General features: G+C 62.8%; 17 protein-coding genes. 8 read left to right on the top strand and 9 right to left on the bottom strand.

The window, feature by feature from the left end:
• Positions 1-43 precede the first annotated feature (43 nt).
• Positions 44-1,249 (top strand): CaiB/BaiF CoA transferase family protein, encoded by a 1,206-nt coding sequence (locus tag YH63_RS13395; RefSeq protein WP_046827172.1) that lies wholly within the window; start codon positions 44-46, stop codon positions 1,247-1,249.
• 192 nt (positions 1,250-1,441) lie between these two features.
• On the opposite strand, the gene YH63_RS13390 is transcribed toward YH63_RS13395, so the two are convergent.
• Together YH63_RS13390 and YH63_RS13385 are read right to left on the bottom strand one after the other, a co-directional pair.
• Entirely contained in the window at positions 1,442-2,899 is a 1,458-nt protein-coding gene (locus YH63_RS13390) for a hypothetical protein (RefSeq protein ID WP_046827173.1), read from the bottom strand.
• Between the two features lie 96 nt (positions 2,900-2,995).
• Positions 2,996-4,279 carry an MFS transporter gene (locus YH63_RS13385; RefSeq protein ID WP_170978691.1) on the bottom strand — a complete coding sequence of 428 codons (1,284 nt, stop codon included), beginning with the start codon at positions 4,277-4,279 and terminating at the stop codon, positions 2,996-2,998.
• A 252-nt stretch (positions 4,280-4,531) separates the two neighbouring features.
• On the opposite strand from YH63_RS13385, the gene YH63_RS13380 reads away from it, so the two are divergent.
• Positions 4,532-4,813, top strand: coding sequence for a hypothetical protein (locus YH63_RS13380; protein ID WP_046827174.1), 282 nt, complete (start codon positions 4,532-4,534; stop codon positions 4,811-4,813).
• Here YH63_RS13380 and YH63_RS13375 read toward each other — a convergent pair.
• Positions 4,726-6,129: an amidase family protein gene (locus YH63_RS13375; RefSeq protein WP_046827175.1), complete on the bottom strand. Its 1,404-nt coding sequence runs from the start codon at positions 6,127-6,129 to the stop codon at positions 4,726-4,728. The genes YH63_RS13380 and YH63_RS13375 overlap by 88 nt on opposite strands.
• Positions 6,130-6,300: 171 nt before the next feature.
• On the opposite strand from YH63_RS13375, the gene YH63_RS13370 reads away from it, so the two are divergent.
• Positions 6,301-6,666: a hypothetical protein gene (locus tag YH63_RS13370; protein ID WP_046827176.1), complete on the top strand. Its 366-nt coding sequence runs from the start codon at positions 6,301-6,303 to the stop codon at positions 6,664-6,666.
• Between the two features lie 99 nt (positions 6,667-6,765).
• Here YH63_RS13370 and YH63_RS13360 read toward each other — a convergent pair whose 3' ends face one another.
• The 4 genes from YH63_RS13360 to YH63_RS13345 form a co-directional block, all read right to left on the bottom strand.
• Complete coding sequence (locus YH63_RS13360; protein ID WP_046827177.1) at positions 6,766-8,277, bottom strand: tripartite tricarboxylate transporter permease; 1,512 nt, start codon at positions 8,275-8,277, stop codon at positions 6,766-6,768.
• Between the two features lie 22 nt (positions 8,278-8,299).
• The gene (locus tag YH63_RS13355) at positions 8,300-8,839 is read right to left on the bottom strand and encodes a tripartite tricarboxylate transporter TctB family protein (RefSeq protein WP_046827178.1); all 540 of its coding nucleotides are present in this window, start codon (positions 8,837-8,839) and stop codon (positions 8,300-8,302) included.
• 85 nt (positions 8,840-8,924) lie between these two features.
• Positions 8,925-9,905: a Bug family tripartite tricarboxylate transporter substrate binding protein gene (locus YH63_RS13350; RefSeq protein ID WP_046827179.1), complete on the bottom strand. Its 981-nt coding sequence runs from the start codon at positions 9,903-9,905 to the stop codon at positions 8,925-8,927.
• A gap of 106 nt (positions 9,906-10,011) precedes the next feature.
• Complete coding sequence (locus tag YH63_RS13345) at positions 10,012-11,223, bottom strand: pyridoxal-phosphate-dependent aminotransferase family protein (RefSeq protein ID WP_046827180.1); 1,212 nt, start codon at positions 11,221-11,223, stop codon at positions 10,012-10,014.
• Between YH63_RS13345 and YH63_RS13340 the strand changes: the two genes are divergently transcribed.
• From YH63_RS13340 to YH63_RS13320, 5 genes are all read left to right on the top strand, one after another.
• Complete coding sequence (locus YH63_RS13340) at positions 11,132-12,157, top strand: GntR family transcriptional regulator (protein WP_433995095.1); 1,026 nt, start codon at positions 11,132-11,134, stop codon at positions 12,155-12,157. The genes YH63_RS13345 and YH63_RS13340 overlap by 92 nt on opposite strands.
• Positions 12,158-12,284: 127 nt before the next feature.
• Positions 12,285-15,269 carry an FAD-binding and (Fe-S)-binding domain-containing protein gene (locus tag YH63_RS13335; protein ID WP_046827181.1) on the top strand — a complete coding sequence of 995 codons (2,985 nt, stop codon included), beginning with the start codon at positions 12,285-12,287 and terminating at the stop codon, positions 15,267-15,269.
• A gap of 24 nt (positions 15,270-15,293) precedes the next feature.
• Positions 15,294-15,725, top strand: coding sequence for a GlcG/HbpS family heme-binding protein (locus YH63_RS13330; protein ID WP_046827182.1), 432 nt, complete (start codon positions 15,294-15,296; stop codon positions 15,723-15,725).
• 17 nt (positions 15,726-15,742) lie between these two features.
• Complete coding sequence (locus YH63_RS13325) at positions 15,743-16,927, top strand: CaiB/BaiF CoA transferase family protein (RefSeq protein WP_046827183.1); 1,185 nt, start codon at positions 15,743-15,745, stop codon at positions 16,925-16,927.
• An 18-nt stretch (positions 16,928-16,945) separates the two neighbouring features.
• The gene (locus YH63_RS13320) at positions 16,946-17,737 is read left to right on the top strand and encodes an enoyl-CoA hydratase (protein WP_046827184.1); all 792 of its coding nucleotides are present in this window, start codon (positions 16,946-16,948) and stop codon (positions 17,735-17,737) included.
• A gap of 159 nt (positions 17,738-17,896) precedes the next feature.
• Here YH63_RS13320 and YH63_RS13315 read toward each other — a convergent pair whose 3' ends face one another.
• Complete coding sequence (locus tag YH63_RS13315; protein ID WP_046827185.1) at positions 17,897-18,775, bottom strand: 3-keto-5-aminohexanoate cleavage protein; 879 nt, start codon at positions 18,773-18,775, stop codon at positions 17,897-17,899.
• A gap of 4 nt (positions 18,776-18,779) precedes the next feature.
• Positions 18,780-19,556 carry an enoyl-CoA hydratase/isomerase family protein gene (locus YH63_RS13310; RefSeq protein ID WP_046827186.1) on the bottom strand — a complete coding sequence of 259 codons (777 nt, stop codon included), beginning with the start codon at positions 19,554-19,556 and terminating at the stop codon, positions 18,780-18,782.
• Positions 19,557-19,562 lie beyond the last annotated feature (6 nt).

Genomic DNA, 19,562 nt, shown 5'->3' with positions numbered 1-19,562 from the left:
GAGAGTTATTGTTCAAACAACAAAAAACGAGGAATCAGCCGACATGGGTCAGGGAATTTTCGAAGGTCTCAAGGTCATCGACTGCGCCAGTTTCATCGCGGCCCCCGCGGCGGCGACGGCGCTGTCCGATTTCGGGGCCGACGTCATCAAGATCGAACCGCCGGGTGCAGGCGATCCGGTCCGCAACCTGCCTAATTTGCCGGGATACCCCATCAGCCCGCACAACTATGCGTGGATGCTGGAAGGCCGCAACAAGAAGAGCCTCGCGCTCGACCTGAGCAAGCCCGAAGGTCAGGCCGTGCTGCGCAAGCTCGCCGCCGATTGCGACGTGTTCATCACCAATTTCCCGCCTCCGGTCCGCAAGAAGCTCGGCGTCACCTACAAGGACCTCGCCCCGCTCAACGACCGGCTGGTATACGCATCGTTCACGGGCTACGGCGAGATCGGCGCGGAGGCCGACAAGCCGGGCTTCGACAGCAACGCATGGTGGGCGCGCTCGGGTCTGATGGACCTGGTGCGCGAAACCGACGAGTCGACACCGGCCCGCTCGATGCCCGGCATGGGCGATCATCCCTGTGCCATGTCGATGTTCGCAGGCATCGCCACCGCGCTCTATCAGCGCGAGCGCACCGGCAAGGGTACGCAGGTGATGTCGAACCTGATGGTCAACGGCATCTGGTCCAACGGCATCTACGCGCAGGCGGCCCTCTGCGGCGCGACCTTCCAGAAGCGCCCGCCGCGCGACCGCGCGCTGAATGCTGTCACCTGCCACTACAAGTGCAGCGATGACCGCTGGATCATCCTGTCGCTGCTCAACGAGGACAAGCAGTGGCCGGTGTTCGTGAAAGTGATCGGACGCGAAGAGCTCGCGGCCGATCCTCGCTTCGAGAACAAGCCGATCCGACACAAGAACGCTCCGGCACTGATCGCGATCCTCGACGAGGTGTTCGCGACCAAGCCGCTCGCCCACTGGCGCAAGACTCTCGACGGCAACGGACTCATTTTCGGCGTTGTCGGCATCTCCGCCGACGTCCCGGACGATCCGCAGATGCGCGAGACTGAAGCCGTCGTGCAGTTTGCAGACAGCGACCTGCGCACCATCAACACGCCGATCTTCATCGAGGGTGCGCAGAAAGTTCAGCCGCGCATGGCGCCCCATGTCGGCCAGAACAGCGATGAGGTACTGGCGGCGGCGGGCTTCAGTGCCGCGGAAATCGCTAAGATGCGGGCGGCGGGGATCGTGGCTTAAACGCGCAATCGAATCTGCGCGCAGATCGGATGCCTTCTTCCCTCTCCCCTTGTGGAAGAGGGTTGCGAAGTTGAGCGAAGCGAAACTGAGCCGGGTGAGGGGGCGCGGTTTCACAGTGACACCGTCCCCCTCGCCCGCCCTCGCTACGCTCGGGCACCCTCTCCCACAAGGGGAGAGGGAAGAATTCCCGCTTCAATTGCTCTTCGGAAAACAGAACCCGGCGCGGGAATCCTTCGCGCCGGATGCCTGACACGTCAGCCCCTCCGCGCAGGTCCATGACGCGAAGCTCTTGTCGGGCACGGCGTTCGCGCCACCTGCGGCGTAACACAACGCGCCCCATCCGTTCACATAGGTCGTCCCCGTCAGTTCGGTCGAGCGACGCGCCTGCGGGCGGGCGGAAAATCCCCGTGCAAAATCCGGCGCGCGGCCGTCGCGGAACGCGATCAGAATGTCGCGGCGGCGCTCCTGATCGCCGAAGAAGTGCGGCGATGCTGCCGCAACCACCGCACCTGCCGTCCATCCCGGCCGTTCCATTCCCGGAAGATGAAAACCACCGATCGCGCGGGTCTGGTGGCATCCGCTGCATGTCATGTCATTCAGCCTGCGTACAAACCCCGCCGGAGACTGCAGGTTTTCCAGCGGCGCATTGACGGATGCCTTCGCCAGCGCGGTTACAATGTCGTCGTCGGCGAACAGTTCGCGCGCTTTGTTGTTCAGGTCATCATGCGCAGGCGTCACATTGATGGCGCTCGATGCAAGAAACCGATCCGGCACCACGATCGTCCCGCGATCAAGGTCCGCAATCCGCGCCGGATCGAGCAGCCATCGCTTTAAATCCGCGAGAAGTTTTGCATCTGCCCGAATTCGCGCGGCGTCGATCTGGTTTTCCAGCGGCGACTCCGCGAAGCGCGTCCCGTCGTAGCGAAACACCTTCATCAGGTAGTCCGCCCTGCCCTCGAAGTCGTTGACGTCCGCTGACGCGCGCGCGATCTGCACATCGATCTCGATCCGGTCGATGGCATCGCGCGTGACCCATTCAAGCGCGCCGCCCCTGGCGATGAGCATCGCCGCGCGCTCTGTCGTCGGTTGATCGGCCAATGCGAGCCACCGCCGGGCCAGCTCGGCGCACGTTGCGGCGCTGGCACTTGCAGGTTTTGCCTTCATGACGAGGTTGAGCGTCATCGGCAGCCGCGATGGCGGAGAATCCTTGTTCGTGGAGCCGCTGTTGGCGATGGGCCGGTAGATCAGCCGGATCTCGCCGCATTCGGCGGGCGACACATAGGCGCGGTCCATCCGGTTGACGATGCCGGTCAGGGCGAAACGCGTTCCCGGCGCATTGAGCGCGTCGCGGTCGAACAGATGAAGCCTGTCGAGATCGTCCCTGTGTTCGAGGACATAGCTGTTGAAATCGCGATCCGTCGCGGCTTGCAATGGCCCCATCGACGGCAACGCGAACAGCTCCGCGCCGGAGCTATTGGTGTCCGCGCCGAGCAGCTTGCCGAGGCTCAGTCCCGCATTGTCAAGACGTTGCAGAATTGCGGGATCGGTGATGGCAACGCCGCGCTCCATCGCAGCCGCGTGACCCGCCGTCGCGGCAAGAGCCATCGGAAGCATCACGCAAAGCGCCTGAAGAATTACGCGAACTCGCATGACATCCGTTCTGCGACGCCGTTCGTCCTTTGCCAAGTCAAAGGTTGGAGAGCACCCGCGAGAGAGCCGGACGGCGGGAATAAATGCACACGCTAACTAGACAGGTGCATCGGCGGGATTTGCACTCTCCCGCCATTTGCGAAGCCGCGTGACCGCGATCATCAGCAATGCCGCGCCGGCCAGCGCCCAGCACAGGATCGGCGTCCATTGCAGCAAGGCCTGATAGGCGGGGTCCTTCGTCAGGCCGCCTGCCACGGCGGCGATGCGCGCGAATGTCGCCAGCGCCAGCGCGGAGAACATCAGGCCGAGCACCTTGCCTTCCGCGCCGCCGCTGACCGCGATGGCGGCCGCGACCGCGCTCATCAGGATGCAGCCCCACGCCGCGCCGGCCAGGAACTGCATCGCGATCATGGTGTTCAGCCCGGTGGCATTCTCCATCCCGAACACCGCGCCCGCGCCGAGCAGTCCCGCGCAGCCGATCACCAGCAATCCGCCGAGCCGCCGCGTGACGAAGCTCGCTGGAAACATCGCGATGTTGAAGCCGATCCAGTACACCGGCATCAGCCATTGCAGATCGGGCTGCTTGGCGAACCGCAGGAACAACTGCGCGCTGTTGACGCTGAAGTGCAGCTGATAGCCAAGCGCAAGAACCAATACCGCGACGATGAAGATCAGCGCCAGCGTGCCCCATGATTTCGACACTGCAAGTGGCTTGCGCTCCGGCACGCTCAACTTGCCTTCGCGCAACTGGCGCTCGATCCACGACATCATCAGCGCGGTGAGCAGCAGCACCACAGTCGAGACCACAAAGGGAATGCGCGGATCGTGATTGCGCAGCACGACGCCGAGATACGGCGAGACCGCACCGGCGATGCCGTAGCCGAACATGACCAGACACGACAGCATCGGAATCGACGGTTTTGCCGCGAACTTGCCGAGCAAGGCGAGCGGCGGCGCGCGCAACGCCGACGATGTGACGACCCATGTCATCGTCAGCGCGATCAGTGCGATCTTCGCGTTCGGGCCGAGGTCGGCGACGAACGGCAGCGCGATGAACGCCGCGCAGGACACCACCGTCAGCCAGATCACGACGCGGCTGAGCCGCCCGACGATCGGCGTCATGCGATCGGCCGCGATGCCCATCAGCGTATCGGTGATGGTGAAGATCGCCTGATCGACCAGAAGAATGACGATGACGGCGCCGGGAGGAAGCCAGACCTTGGCGGCGAGCTGCGGCAGGTAGACGACATAGATCGTCCAGCCCAGCGTGAAGAACAGTTGCAGCAGCGCGAGATAGACGCCGACCTTGCCGTTGCTCGCCGGCATCGGCGCAGACGCTTCCGCCGGTTCGCCCCGGTCCGCTGTCTTTGTCTGGCTCATGTCCACCCCGCCCCGCGTGCAGAGAGAATAACCGGCACGCCCGCCCTCGCAAGCGGCGGCGTTTGCCGCCTTTCCGGTTGGACGGCCACGGCCGGCGTCAGGTTCAACGCCGGATTCCCCCATACCGCCAAAGCATTACGTTGCGGATCAGGTTTTGGTGGAAAGTTTGGCCGTTCAGCAGGACTCACGCTGAACGATTGGTTAACATCGGCGTTGGTGACTGTCGGACTAGCGCGGACACGGAGCCGGATCATGACGACGGCCAAGGCGGAGACACCGGTTGTCTCGTTCGACGAGCAGCTGAAGCATGCTCGCGAACTCGTCGTCGAAGGCCATCGTCTGCTTCACGTCGCCAACCGCGACCTCAAGGCCGGAAGCAGCGTGGTGAGGCGCACACAGCAGCTTCTCGCCGACACCGAGAGCGTATTCCGCGCCAAGCGCCGCCTTCAGGCCAGCACCGGATCGATCGGGCTTGCGGGCACGCCGCCCGCCTCGATCGCCTCGCCCGCCAGCAAGCAGAGATCTTCCCTGTAACGTCCGGCGACGATCTGAACGCCGACAGGAATGCGGCCGACCAGCCCGGTCGAAACCGTCAGTCCCGGCATGCCGATGAACGGCAGTGCGATCTGCGGCATCTGCGCCCGCCACACACGCCTGAACGACGCGTCGTCCTTCAAATCGAGTTGCCACGGGAACGGCAGTTCGCCGCACGGCGGCATCACGATCACGGCATAGGTTTCGAAGAACGTCTCCCAGGCGCGGACCAGCGTCGCGCGCCGCGTCAGCGCTTTGGAGAATGCAGCGAGGTCGATCGAGCGCGCCATCTTCTCGTGACCGCGCAGCACCGCAAGCGCGCCGGGATCACCTTCGCGCTCGGCGGCATCGAGCATCGCGTCGTAGCCGTCCGCGAGCCACAGCTTGACCTGCAACTCTGCCGCTTCTTCGAACGGCGGAATCTCGGTGATTTCCTCGACGCTCCAGCCTGCCCGCTCCAGCCGCTTGCCGGCGTCCACGACCGCGTCGGTGACTTCCTTTACCGTCTCAAGGCCGCCGGGGCGCAAGCATATCGCAGCGTGCTTGCGCCGCGCAGGCCCTTCAAGCGGTGCCGGCACCCACCATGGATCGCGCACATCGCGCTGCGCCATGGCATGAAGCGCCAGCCGTACGTCGCCGACGGTGCGCGCAATCGGGCCGGAGACCGCCGTGATCTGGGGGCCGATGGGCCGCTCCGGGAGCGCGGCATTGAATGCGGGAATGCGTCCGAGCGAAGGACGAAGGCCGTGAACCCCGCAGGCATAGGCCGGATACCGGATCGAGCCCGCGATGTCGGTGCCGTGCGCGATGTGGCCGATGCCGGCGGTCACCGCCGACGCCGCCCCGCCTGACGATCCGCCCGGCGTGATCGATGGATCGCGCGGATTCTTCGTGTCGCCATGCAGCAAATTGGTCGTGAACCAGCGGTACGAGAATGCCGGTGCGTTGGTGCGCCCGACAATCACCGCGCCTGCCTTGCGCAGATTGTCCACCACCGGACTATTGGTCTGCGCCACCAGGTCACGCTGCAACTTCACGCCGTTCGTGGTAGCGAATCCGGCTTGGTCGATGTTGACCTTGATCGTGATCGGTACACCTGCGAGCGCGCCGGGGTTTTCGCCCTTCGCAAGCGCGGCATCCACTGCGTCGGCCTGTGCCAGCGTGTCTTCGGGCCGATGATCGACCACGGCATTGATCGCGGGATTGACAGCATTCAATCGGTCGAGGGCGGCCTGCGCGGCCTCCCTCGCCGAGAGCTTGCGTGAGCGGATGTGCGCCGCAAGATCGGCTGCCGAGAGTCGCCAGATGTCGTTCATTGCAATTCCTGTTCAACAGCCGTTGCCGCATCGATGTCGCGGCCGTTATAGTAACGGTGAAACGCTCGCGCTCAATGGCTGCACGTTCATTTTTGGATTTTAAGGCCACTTTGGATTTATGGCCGCCGCTCCGGCGGTCGAGGCCGCATTGGAACAGTCAGGATTACGACCATGAAGACGACGATCATCGTTTCCGCCATCGCCGCGATCTTTCTCGGCGCGACCGGCGCAGCCACTGCCGCCGAGCCCGGCGACAAGGTCAAGATCTCGATCGAGAAGTGGCGCAAGCCCGGCTCCAACAATATCGGAACCGCCGACATCACCGTCACCAACGACAATGATTTCGCGGTCAAGGATATCCGCGTGAAATGCGATTACATGTCGAAGACCGGCGGCCGGAAGATCGAAACCGAGCAGAAGCTGACGCTGAAGGTCAAGCCGAAGACCACCAAGCTGTTCAAGAAGACGAAATTCCCCTTCATCGACACGGAAGCCGCCGAAGGCGCGTGCAAGGTGATCAGCGCGGCGCAGGCGTAATACTATCATCGTCATTGCGAGCGAAGCGAAGCAATCCAGAGCTAAGCAGGCAAAAGCTGAATTGCTTCGTCGCTATCGCTCCTCGCAATGACGACTACGCTACGCGTTCGCCGGTTTCCGCAGGCGTCCGATGCCTTCGAACGCCTTGTCGATCAGCGGCCAGAACAGCAGCACGAACGCCAGCGTCGTGATCGAGCCGACGAGACCGTTCGACCAGAACACCTTCACGTCCCCGCCCGATCCGATCATGGCAAGGCGGAACGCATCCTCGGCTCGGCTGCCGAGCACCAGCGCCAGCGTGAACGGCGCCAGCGGAATGCCGATCTTCTTGAAGACGTAACCGACCACGCCGAACAGCAGCATCAGCCAGATGTCGAACATCGCATTCTGGATCGCGTAGGCGCCGATCGCACACGACACCACGATCATCGGCGCGATAGCGGCGAACGGCACGCGCAGGATCGAGGCAAAGATCGGCACGGTCGTCAGCACCAGCACGAGGCCGACGACGTTGCCGAGATACATCGAGGCGATCAGGCCCCAGACGAAATCCTTGTGCTCCACGAACAGCAGCGGGCCGGGATTAAGACCCCACACCATCAGGCCGCCGAGCAGGATCGCTGCGGTGCCGGAGCCGGGAATGCCGAGCGCCAGCATCGGCAGCAGCGCCGCCGTGCCCGATGCGTGGGCGGCTGTCTCGGGTGCGAACACGCCTTCGATGCGGCCCTTGCCGAACGATTCCTTTTCCTTGGAAAATCGCTTGGCGAGATTGTAGCCCATGAACGAGGCTGCAATGGCGCCGCCCGGCGTGATGCCGAGCCAGCATCCGATGACGGACGAGCGGACCAGTGTCGCCCAGTACTTCGGCAGATCCTTCCAGACGCTCCAGACTGTCCGCAGGCTGATACGCGCTGCATGACCGCGCAGCGCAAGGCGCTCTTCCATGGTCAGCAGGATTTCGCTGATGCCGAACAGACCGATCACCGCGACAAGGAAGTTGACGCCGCGCAGCAGGTCGTTGGAGCCGAACGTCATGCGCAACTGGCCCGACACGGTGTCGAGGCCGACGCCCGCGAGCAGCAGGCCGAGCGCCATGGAAATGACGGTCTTGTGCTTGGCTTCGCGGCCCAGGCCGACGAACGAACAGAATGTCAGAAGATACACCGCGAAGAATTCAGGCGGCCCGAACTTCAGCGCGAAGCCGGCGATGCTCGGCGCCAGAAACGTGATCAGCATCACCGCGACCAGCGAGCCGATGAACGACGAGGTGAACGCCGCGGTCAGCGCTTCCGCGGCTTTACCCTGCTGGGCCATTGGATAGCCGTCGAAGGTGGTCGCGACCGACCATGCTTCGCCCGGAATGTTGAACAGGATCGAGGTGATTGCGCCGCCGAACAGCGCGCCCCAATAGATGCACGACAGCATCACGATGGCCGATGTCGGATCCATCGAGAACGTGAGCGGCAGCAGGATCGCGACGCCATTGGGGCCGCCGAGCCCCGGCAGCACACCGACGAAGATGCCGAGCACCAGCCCGACCATCATCAGCGCTAGAATTTTCCAGGTGAAGAGAACCGCGAAGCCGTGAAACAACAGACCGAGTGCTTCCATGATCGTATCCCCCGGTCCCGGCCTAGCGTCCGAAGGCCGCTTCGAGCGGTCCCTTCGGCATGATGACGTCGAAGGCGACATCGAACGTCCCGAACATGATCGCGACGAAGATGAAGGCGGTGAGCAGCGACTTCCACCACGCGATCTTGCCGATGATCGCCATGAAGCCCGAGATCAGCAGGAAGCTCGCGACATAAAGACCGAGCCATTGCATCGCCAGACAGAACATCAGCGTCGGCACGAACACCTGCAACACGCGGCGAAGCTGCGAACGGGTAACGAAAGTCTCCAAACCTTCGGTGCGCTTGATCGCGACAGTCACGAGCCCGTAGAGCGCCGCGCCGCCGAGGATCACGGAGAGATAAAACGGAAAATAGCCGGCCTCGGGGCCTGTGGCATCCCATGACGCGCCGGTGCGCCAGTTGTCGAAGCCCAGCAACACCGCCAGCGCGAGCAGCAGCGCCATGACGACCAGTTCGACCGTGCGCGTGTTGGTGACGGCCGGCGAATTCTCGTCCGGCGCGGTCGGGTCTTCGACGACGATTTCGATGTCTTGGGCCATGTCGGAGTCCGCCGGCGCTGTTGTGAGGGAAATTGAAAATCGGCGCCGCCGCTTGGACGACGGCGCCAGACCTCGATTGCCGAGGTTATTTTGCGACGAAACCTGCTTCGGTCATGAGCGACTTGTTCAGGGCATCGTCCTCTTCAAGGAATTTGAGCATGTCCTTGCCGTTCAGATAGACCGGCTTCAAGGCCTGCTTCTCCATGTATTCCTTGTATTCCGTGGTCTGCGTCACCTTCTTGAACAGATCGTCATAGAATGCGGTCTGCTCGGGCGTCACCTTGCCGGGAAGGAACATCGCGCGCAGCATCAGGTACTGCATGTCGAGGCCTTCTTCCTTGCAGGTCGGAATGTCGTTCCACGACTGCGTTTCGGTGACCTTGGTCTTGTAGGCGATGCGCTCCTTGTCGAACACGCACAGCGCTCGCACCTGCCCGGCGCGCCAGACTTCGAGATTTTCCGACGGATTGTTGACGTTGGACTCGGTGTGGTTGCCGACGAGCTGGGTCGCCGCCTCGCCGCCCGACTTGTAAGGCAGGTAGGAGAACTTCGCGCCGGTCTTCTTTTCCATGAAGACGGTGAGAACGTGATCTTCGCGCTTCGAGCCGGTGCCGCCCATCTTGAACGGCGAACTGGAGGCCTTCGCGGCTGCGATGAAGTCCTTCACGGTCTTCGGACCGGAAGCATTGTCCCACAGCACGAACTGATCCATTGCGATCACGGAAACCGGCGTCAGATCGCGCCAGTTGAACGGAATCTTCGCCGACAGCGGCAGCATGTAGATCAGCGAATACGCGATCAGCACCTTGTTGGGATCGCCGTCGCTGCCCTTCATGTACATCAGCGCTTCCGCGCCGGACGCACCGCCCTTCAGCGACACGATGACGGGCTGCTTCATCAGGTTGTTCTTCTGGATCGCGGCCTGCATCATGCGCGCCATCTGGTCGGATGCGCCGCCGGCGCCGGCCGCGACCACGATCTCGACCGGCTTGGCCGGCTCCCATGCCATTGCCGGTGTCGCCGCCAGCAGCGCAAGCACACTTGTCGCCTTGATCAGAGTCTTCATCCGGTTTCTCCCTGTGTGGTTCATGAAGCCCGGCTGCGCCGGACCTTGTTTGTGTTTCCGCTATGCTGCGGATTTGGAGTTCATCATTGACGCCGCCAGCGCGGCGTTACGCCACCGCCGTTTTTGCATGCGAGGACTTCGCGTCGCGCCCGGTGAGGACGTCCATCGCCGCCATCACGCCGCCCTTGCGATGCGGCACTTTCGCGAGATCCAGCGCCATCTCGACGCCGGCCAGCGTGCCCATCAGCATCAGATCGTTGAAATGGCCGAGATGGCCGATGCGGAACACCTTGCCCTTTACCTTGCTCAGGCCCGAGCCCAGCGACATGTCGAAATTGTCGAGCGTCACCTTGCGGAACTGATCGGCGTCGTGCCCTTCGGGCATCACCACCGCGGTCAGGATCGGCGAATATTCGCGCGGATCGAGGCAGAGATTTTCGAGCCCCCATGTCTCCACCGCTGCCCGCGTCGCCGCGGAATAGCGCTTGTGACGGGCGAACACGTTGTCGAGGCCCTCTTCAAGCAGCATCGCGACGGCTTCCTTCAGACCGTAGAGAAGGTTCGTCGCGGGCGTGTAGGACCATGAACCGCCCTTGTTGGCGGCGATGATCTCGTGCCAGTCCCAATAGGACCGCAACGAACTGTTGGCCTTCGATGCGGTGAGCGCCTTGTCGGACACCGCATTGAAGCCGAGGCCCGGCGGCAGCATCAGCCCCTTCTGCGAGCAGGACACGGTGACGTCCACGCCCCAGCCGTCGTGATCGTATTCGATCGAGCCGAGGCCCGAGATCGAGTCGACCATCAGCAGCGCCGGATGTTTTGCGCGATCGATCGCCTTGCGGACCTCGTGAATGCGGCTGGTCACGCCAGTCGAGGTTTCGTTGTGCACCACCATCACGGCCTTGATGGCGTGCTGCTTGTCCTTAGCCAGACGCTGTTCGATATCATCCGGATTGACGCCGTGGCGCCAGTCGCCCGGCACGAACTCGACGTCGATCTTCAACCTGTCGGCCAGCGCGCGCCACAGAGTCGCGAAGTGGCCGGTCTCGACCATCAGCACCTTGTCGCCGGGCGACAGCGTGTTGACGATGGCGGCTTCCCACGCGCCGGTGCCGGAGGACGGATAGATGATGACCGGGTTGCTGGTCTTGAAGACTTTCTTGGAGCCCTCGATCACATCGAGGCCAAGCTGCGCGAATTCCGGCCCGCGATGATCGATGGTCGGCATGTCCATCGCCCGCAGCACGCGGTCGGGGACATTGGTCGGCCCGGGAATCTGCAGGAAATGCCGTCCGGTGTGGACAGAGGCGTTGGACATCGATCGGCGCTCCCCAAAAATCCTGTTAACGCTTTTGCATGCAAATAATTGTGCACTGCAGAATTTCTTAGGCTGGATTGTATTCAGATTTTCCTTTTTCACAACCAAAAAATCCGATACCAATCAGTTTATCGCCGCAAAGCGTGTCCTGCTGATCGATTTTCAGCATTACACCCTCCGGAGGCTTCGGATTTTGAATAATCTTTTGCGCGCCAAGTCCCTCGAGGTTGTCGAGACCTCCCCGGCTTCCCTGCACGACGACCTGCTCGGGCAGATCCGTGACTTCATTGTCGAGGGACACCTTGAGCCGGGCAGCCGCATTCCCGAGCGCGAACTGTGCGAACGTTTCGACGTGTCGCGCACGCCGCTGCGCGAGGCGCTCAAGGTGCTGGCGTCGGAAGGCCTGATCGAACTGCTGCCCAACCGCGGCGCGCGGGTGCGCCAGTTTTCCGAACAGGACATCCGGCATCTGTTCGAACTGATTGCCGGGCTCGATGCGCTGGCGGGCCGCGTCGCCTGCGAACGGATCTCGGACGAGGACATCGCCCGGATCGAGCGGATGCATCTGGAGATGTACAGTCACTATATCCGCCAGGAACTGACCGACTATTTCCGGCTAAACCAGAAGATTCATCAGTCCATCGTGGACGCCGCGGCCAATCCGTTCCTGAGTTCAAGCTATGCGGCCGCTAACGCCATGGTGCGGCGGCTGCGCTATTCGGCCAACCTGTTGCGGCGCGACCGGCTGAGCGACGCCATGCGCGAGCATGAGGCGATGGTCGATGCCCTGCGCCGCCGGAACGGCGAAGAACTCAGCAAGCTGATGTTCGACCACATGCGCGGCAAATGCGAGGCCGTGTGCGAGTATATGCGCGAACATCAGCCGAGCGGCCGCCCGGCGGCCGATGTGTCGGCGTTGCGTGAAACAACCTGAGCGTCTTTACTTCGTCATTGCGAGGAGCGGAGCGACGAAGCAATCCACTTCTTGCCTGGTCCCAAGCTGGATTGCTTCGCTTACAATGACGATTCTCGGCGAACACTGAGAGCATCTGGAAGAACAAATGGCTCAGCAGAAAGCCGCAACCGGAAACGCCATCGCGCAGGACAGCGCCCTCGCAGCAAAGCTGTCGCGCGCGATTTCCGGCGACGTGCTGTTCAATCCGTTCGATCTCGGGCGCTACGCCACCGATGCCTCGTTCTACCAGATCAAGCCGTTCGGCGTGGTCGTGCCCCGCACCATGGACGACGCCCTGCGTGCGATGGCGATCGCGCGCGACGACGGACGTATCGTCACGCCGCGCGGCGGCGGCACCTCGCAATGCGGCCAGACCGTCAACAACGGCATCGTGGTCGACGCCTCGAAATATCTGAACAAGATCATTTCACTCGACGTCGAAAAACGCACCTGCGTGGTCGAGCCTGGCATTGTGCTCGACGATCTCAACCGGCAACTGAAGAAGCACGGGCTGTGGTTTCCGGTCGATGTGTCGACCGCGTCGCGCGCCACCATCGGCGGTATGGCCGGCAACAATTCCTGCGGCGGGCGCTCGCTGCGCTACGGCACCATGCGCGACAACACCATTTCGATGGACGCCGCGCTGGCCGACGGCACGCTTCTGCATTTTGGAGAAATCTCGCGCGACATGGCGTGGCAAAACACCGAGATGCCGGGCCGCGATCTGTTCCGCGACATGCTGGCGCTGGGCGAACGCGAAGCCGCCGAGATCGCCACGCGGTTTCCGCACGTGCAGCGTCGGGTCGGCGGCTACAATCTCGACGCGCTGACACCGCAGCCCGTCAACAACATGGCGCACCTGCTGGTCGGCTCCGAAGGCACACTCGCCTTCACCACGCGCATTGAGCTGAAGCTGTGGCCACTGATCGGCTCGAAGGTGTTCGGCGTCTGCCATTTCGGCAGCTTCTACCAGGCGATGGACGCCACCCAGCATTTGGTAAAGCTGAAACCTATTGCCGTGGAGTTGGTCGACAGCACCATGGTCGCGCTTGGCCGCGACATCGCGATGTTCAGGCCCACCATTGAAGCCGTGGTGAAGGGCGAGCCGGAAGCGCTGCTGGTCGTGGAATTCGCAGAAGCGGATCAGGCCGCGAATCTTGCGAAACTTAAACAGCTCGGCGACCTGATGGGCGATCTCGGTTTTGGCTGGGACCAGCCGAAGCGAAAATGGGGCGGCGTGGTCGATGTGGTCGAGCCTGCATTGCAGGCAGCGATCACGGATTTCCGCACCTCCGGCCTCAACATCATGATGTCGATGAAGCAGGAGGGCAAGCCGGTCTCGTTCGTCGAGGATTGCGCGGTGCCGCTGCCGCACCTCGCCGACTACACCGAACGCCTGAACAAGGTGTTCGAGAAACACAGCACGCGCGGCACCATGTACGCGCATGCTTCCGAAGGCTGCCTGCATGTGCGTCCCGTACTGAACCTGAAGCTCGACAAGGACGTCAAGGCGATGCGCGCCATCGCCGAGGAAGCCTTCGCGATGGTGCGCGAATATAAAGGCTCGCACTCCGGCGAACACGGCGACGGCATCGTGCGCTCGGAATTTCACGCGCAGATGTTCGGCCCGCAGATCGTTCACGCCTTCGAGGAGGTGAAAGAGCGCTTCGACCCCGACAACACGCTCAATCCCGGCAAGATCGTTCATCCGCCGAAGATGGATGACCGCTCGTTGTTTCGCTATGTGCCCGGCTACAAAATCGAGAACATCAAGACCGTCATGGACTGGTCGGCCTATCCCGGCGCGGCCGGCGGTTTCCAGGGCGCGGTCGAGATGTGCAACAACAACGGCGCTTGCCGCAAGCTGGAGGGCGGCGTGATGTGCCCGTCCTATCGCGCAACCCGCAACGAGAAAGACGTCACGCGCGGCCGCGCCAATACACTGCGGCTGGCGATCTCCGGACAGCTCGGCCCTGACGCGCTCTCGTCGGACTCCATGATGGAGACGATGAAGCTGTGCGTCTCCTGCAAGGCCTGCCGCCACGAATGCCCGACCGGCGTCGATATGGCGAAAATGAAAATCGAAGTGCTGGCCGCACGCGCGGCGAAGCATGGCCTCACCCTGCGCGACCGGATGGTGGGTTATCTCCCGCACTACGCGTCACTCGCGTCCCGCTTCGCGTGGCTGGCGAATCTGCGCAACAGGAGCCAGATCCTGCGCTGGCTGTTCGAGGAAGTCGCCGGCATCAGCGCCGCGCGCGCGCTGCCAGAATTCCGGCGCGATGTGTTTGCGCCGGCGGACGAAGCTTATGGACCGGAAGGCGGCCGCGAGGTTGTGCTGTTCGCCGACACCTTCAACCGCGCTTACGAGCGCGAAAATCTCGATGCGGCGCTGCGCGTTCTCGTTGAGGGCGGCTATCGCGTCCACCTGCCCCGCGCCAAGGATGGCGGCCGGGCGCTGTGTTGCGGACGCACGTTCCTGTCGGCGGGGCTTGTCGAGAATGCAAAAGCCGAACTCAAGCGCGTCGTCGAAACGCTCATTCCGTTCGCCGAACGCGGTGTGCCCGTCGTTGGGCTTGAGCCGAGCTGCCTTCTGACCCTGCGCGACGAACTGCTGTCGCTGCGTTCTGACGATGCCGCGAAGAAGGTCAGCGCCCACGCGCTGCTGTTCGAGGAATTTCTGGTGCGCGAGGCAGAGACTGGCCAGTTGAAACTGCCGCTCGGCGCCATTGAAAAGAACGCGCTGGTGCACGGCCACTGCCACCAGAAGTCGTTCGGGGCCTTCGCGCCGGTCGAGAAGATCCTGCGGCTGGTGCCCGGCCTGAAGGTCGAAAAGATCGAATCCAGCTGCTGCGGCATGGCCGGTGCATTCGGCTATGGCGCCGAGACCTACGACGTCTCCATGGACATGGCGGAGGCATCCCTGCTGCCCGCTGTACGCAAGGCGGCCGATGATGCGCTGATCGTGGCCGACGGCACGTCCTGCCGCCATCAAATCAGGGACGGTTCGGGCCGTGGCGCATTGCACGTCGCCCGCGTCCTTGCCATAAGCTTGGACAATGGCGCGGCGAAAGCCCCTGCACTTTCATAAGCTATCCCACAAAGGACGTATTTGATGACTGACCTGACCCTCGACGTTGCCCGCAAGATATCCGACGCCGCGCTGGCGAAATGCCGGGAAATGAAGCTGAAGCCGATGGCCATCGCCATCCTCGACGCACGCGGCACGCTCAAGACGTTCATCGCTGAAGACAACACCAGCCTGCTGCGCGGCGAAGTCGCCCACGGCAAGGCCTACGGCGCGCTCGCGCTGGGCATGGGATCGCGCGCGATTTTCAAGCGCGCCAACGAACAGCCCTATTTCGTCGATGCCATCAACACCATGGCGCGCGGCGCGTTGGTGCCGGTGCCTGGCGGCGTCCTGATCAATGACAAGGACGGCAACCTGCTCGGCGCCATCGGCATCAGCGGCGACACCTCCGACAACGACGAAACCGCAGCACTCGCCGGTATCGCCGCCGCTGGCCTCGTCGGCAACGCCGGATAATCTCTTCGGAGAACTCGATGACGTTTCCGCGCGCCTCGTCCGCCCTTTCGCGCTTCACGGTACTGGATTTGACCCGGATTCGCTCCGGGCCAACCGCCGTGCGCCAATTGTCGGACTGGGGCGCGAACGTCATCAAGATCGAAGCGCCGACCGACCTTGCCGACAGCGAGCAGCCCGGCGGTCCGCGCCACGGCCCGGATTTCCAGAACCTGCATCGCAACAAGCGCGCGATGACGCTGAACCTGAAAGACCCGAAAGGGCTTGAGGTGTTCAAGCGCCTCGCCGCGAAGGCCGACGTGATCGTCGAAAACTTCCGTCCCGACGTGAAGGACAAGCTCGGCATCGATTACGCCAGCATGCGCGCGATCAATCCGCGCCTCGTCTATGCCAGCATTTCCGGCTTCGGGCAGGACGGCCCTTATTCCAAGCGTCCCGGCTTCGACCAGATCGCGCAAGGCATGGGCGGGCTGATGTCGATCACCGGATTGCCGGGACAAGGCCCGGTGCGCGCCGGAATTCCGGTTGCTGACCTGACCGCAGGCCTCTTTTGTGCGCTCGGCATCATGACAGCGCTGCTGGAGCGCGACGTCTCCGGCGAAGGCCAATGGGTACAAACCTCGCTGTTGCAGGCGCAGATTTTCATGCTCGATTTCCAGGCGGCACGCTGGCTGGTCGATGGCGATGTGCCGCAGCAGGCGGGTAACAACCACCCGACCAGCATCCCGACCGGCGTGTTCAAGACCAGCGACAGCTTCATCAACATCGCCACCACCGGCGGGCGGATCTGGGAGCGTTTTGCGCAGGCCATCGATGCGCCGGATCTGCTGACACATCCCGATTACGCGACGATCGCGCTGCGCTCGAAGAACCGCGACGTACTTAACGCCGCCATCGGGACATATATGGCGAAGCGCAGCACCGGCGAATGGGTTACTATCCTCAACGACGCCGGCGTGCCGTGCGGCCCTATTTATTCCATCGATCAGGTGTTCGATGACGCGCAGGTCAAGCATCTCGGCATCGCGCAGCAACTGCCCGACGCGGGCAAGCACCTCGTCGGCCAGCCGGTGACGCTGTCGCGCACGCCGAGTCGCATGGCCGCGCGCCCGCCCCTTGTCGGTGAACAGACCTTTGAGGTGCTGACGGAATTCGGTTTCAATGAACAGGAGATCGCCTCGCTTCAGCAAAGCAAGGTCGTCTGAATTTTAAGGAACACGGCTATGGCTTCGACCGACAAGGTGATCTCCCGCAAGGACGGCAACGTCGGCTATGTGATTTTCAACAATCCCGAGCGCCGCAACGCGATGTCGCTGGAGATGTGGGAAGCCTGCACCCGGCTGATGACCGAGTACGCCAAGGACGACAGCATCCGCGTGGTGGTGCTGGCCGGTGCGGGCGACAAGGCCTTTGTCGCGGGCGCGGACATCTCGAAGTTCGGCGACGAGCGCGCCACCGAGGCTGGCGTGAAGAAATACAACGAGGCGGTCGAGGCCGCCTATGCCAGCGTGCATGAGTTTCCGAAGCCGACCATCGCAATGATCCGCGGGTTCTGCGTCGGCGGCGGCATGGGGCTGGCGAGCTGCTGCGACCTGCGCATCTGTTCGGAGGACGCGCGCTTCGCAGTGCCAGCCGCCAAGCTCGGCCTCGGCTACGGTTATCCCGGCGTGAAGCGACTGATGGACGTGGTCGGTCCGTCCTTTACCAAGGAAATTTTCTTCACCGCGCGAATGTTCGAAGCGATGGAAGCCGTCGAAATGGGCCTCGTCAACCGCATCGTCGAAAACCACGAACTCGAATTCTTTGTGAAGAACTACGCCGCCACGATTGCCGCCAACGCGCCGCTGACGGTGGATTCGATTAAGTTCATCGTCGGCGAAGCCTGCAAGGACGAACTCATGCGCAACATGAAGCGCTGCGAAGAGCTGGTCGACGCGTGCTTCAAGAGCGAGGACTACAAGGAAGGCCGCGCCGCCTTCATGGAAAAGCGCAAGCCGGTGTTCAAGGGTCGCTAAAGTTACCCGATCGTTCTTTAGGCCTTGGAATTGCGATCGTCAGAGAAGAACGTCATTGCGAGCGAAGCGAAGCAATCCAGCCATAAGGAGAAAGACTGGATTGCTTCGTCGCTTCGCTCCTCGCAATGACGATGTCAAATCTCCGACCATTGGATCGCGCTAGGAGCGTCCCCGCGCCGCATCCATGGACCGTAACGCGGTTCTGACTTCAGCCGTCGTGGCTGGTTCGCCGCCGGCCTTGCGAACATTCTGCACCGCGTCCTTCACCAGCGCTTCGTTGGTCTGCGTACTTCCCCAGTTGATGTCTTCAAGCCCAACGCGGACGTGACCGCCGCGCGCCACCGTGCGCGGAATCAATGGCGTGATATCGACGCCAAGGCCTGCAATCATCCACGGCGCGCCGGGCGCAGCTTCCGCCAGCAGTGCCAGATGCGCGTCGAGATAGGTCTCGCGTGGTGGGAAGCCCCACGCGAACTCCTCCGAAAACATGAAGCGATAGACCGGCGTCGGTGACGGCGGCGCGATGGCTGCCAGCGCTGCGCCGAGCCGCGTGAAACCCGGCTCGTAGATCGCGTAGCTCGGATGGACATTGTGTGCACGCGCGATCCGCATGCCCTCAAGAATGTCAGCGTGCGGATTCTGGTAAATCCCGCCGTGGGCCAGATCATCGAAGCGCGCGAAGTGAACCGATCCGGGATCGATCACCGCCCATTCGATCAACCCGCGCTTCGCAAGCTCCGCCGTATGCCCGAAGCGCTTGACTGTGTCGGCCTGCCCTAATGCAGGGCTCGGAATCGTCGGATAAACGATGACGTCCACCTTGGCGCGGATTCCCTCGATGATACGCGCGTAGATTTCCCAGTCGTCCTTCTGATGTCCGGTCGTCACGTCATAGGCATGGGCATGGATGATCGCCGCGCCCGCCTCCGCACAGGCGATGCCGTCCGCGACGATCTCCTCGACGGCGATAGGAATGCCCGCCTGCTTCGCGCGGGTCCACGGTCCGTTCAGCGCGGCTTCGATCCAGACCTTGGGCATCGTGCTATTTCCCGGTCCACACCGGCTTGCGCTTTTCCGCGAAGGCGGCGAGGCCCTCCTTCGCATCCTGCGTCATGGCCAGCACGGCGATCTGCGACTCCGTATAAGCAATACCCTGATCGAACGACATCGAGGCCAACGCGCGCATGGCGTATTTGCCGCGCCGGATCGCGGTCGGCGACTTGTCGATCAGACGTCCCACCAGCCATTCGACCTTGGCATCGAGATCGGCGGCGGGCACCACATGATTGAGCAGCCCCGCGTCCTTCGCTTCCGACGCAGTGAACGGCTCGCCGGTGAAACACCATTCGCGCACCAGACGCGGCGGCGCAATGGACTGCAGCAGGCTCAACACCTGCATCGGAAACACGCCGACTTTCACTTCGGGCAGGCCGAACACCACGTCATCCGCAGCCACCGCCATATCGGTCATGCACAGAAGCCCGATACCGCCCGCCATGCAGACACCGTTGACACGCGCGATGGTCGGCTTGGTCGCGTTCTGTGCCATGCGCAGCATGTCGGCATAGGCGAGATTAGGCTGCGACAGGTCGAACGCAAAGCCCGCGCCCGGCTGCAGGTCCGCTCCGGCGCAGAAGGCCTTGGTGCCCATGCCGGTCAGAACGATGACGCGCACATCGTTGTCTTCATGAGCGCGGCGGTAACCATCGACGATCCCGGCGATCACCGAGGCGTTCAGGGCGTTGCGCTTGTCTGGGCGATTGATCGTGATCCAATACGCGTGGCCGCGCTTCTCGTGCAAAACTGGTGCGTCAGACATGAATAA

Origin of the sequence: Afipia massiliensis (assembly GCF_001006325.2) — a bacterium.
Taxonomy (GTDB): Bacteria; Pseudomonadota; Alphaproteobacteria; order Rhizobiales; family Xanthobacteraceae; genus Afipia; species Afipia massiliensis_A.
Note: the sequence above shows the minus strand (reverse complement) of the source record. Positions and strands in the feature narration are given on the sequence as shown.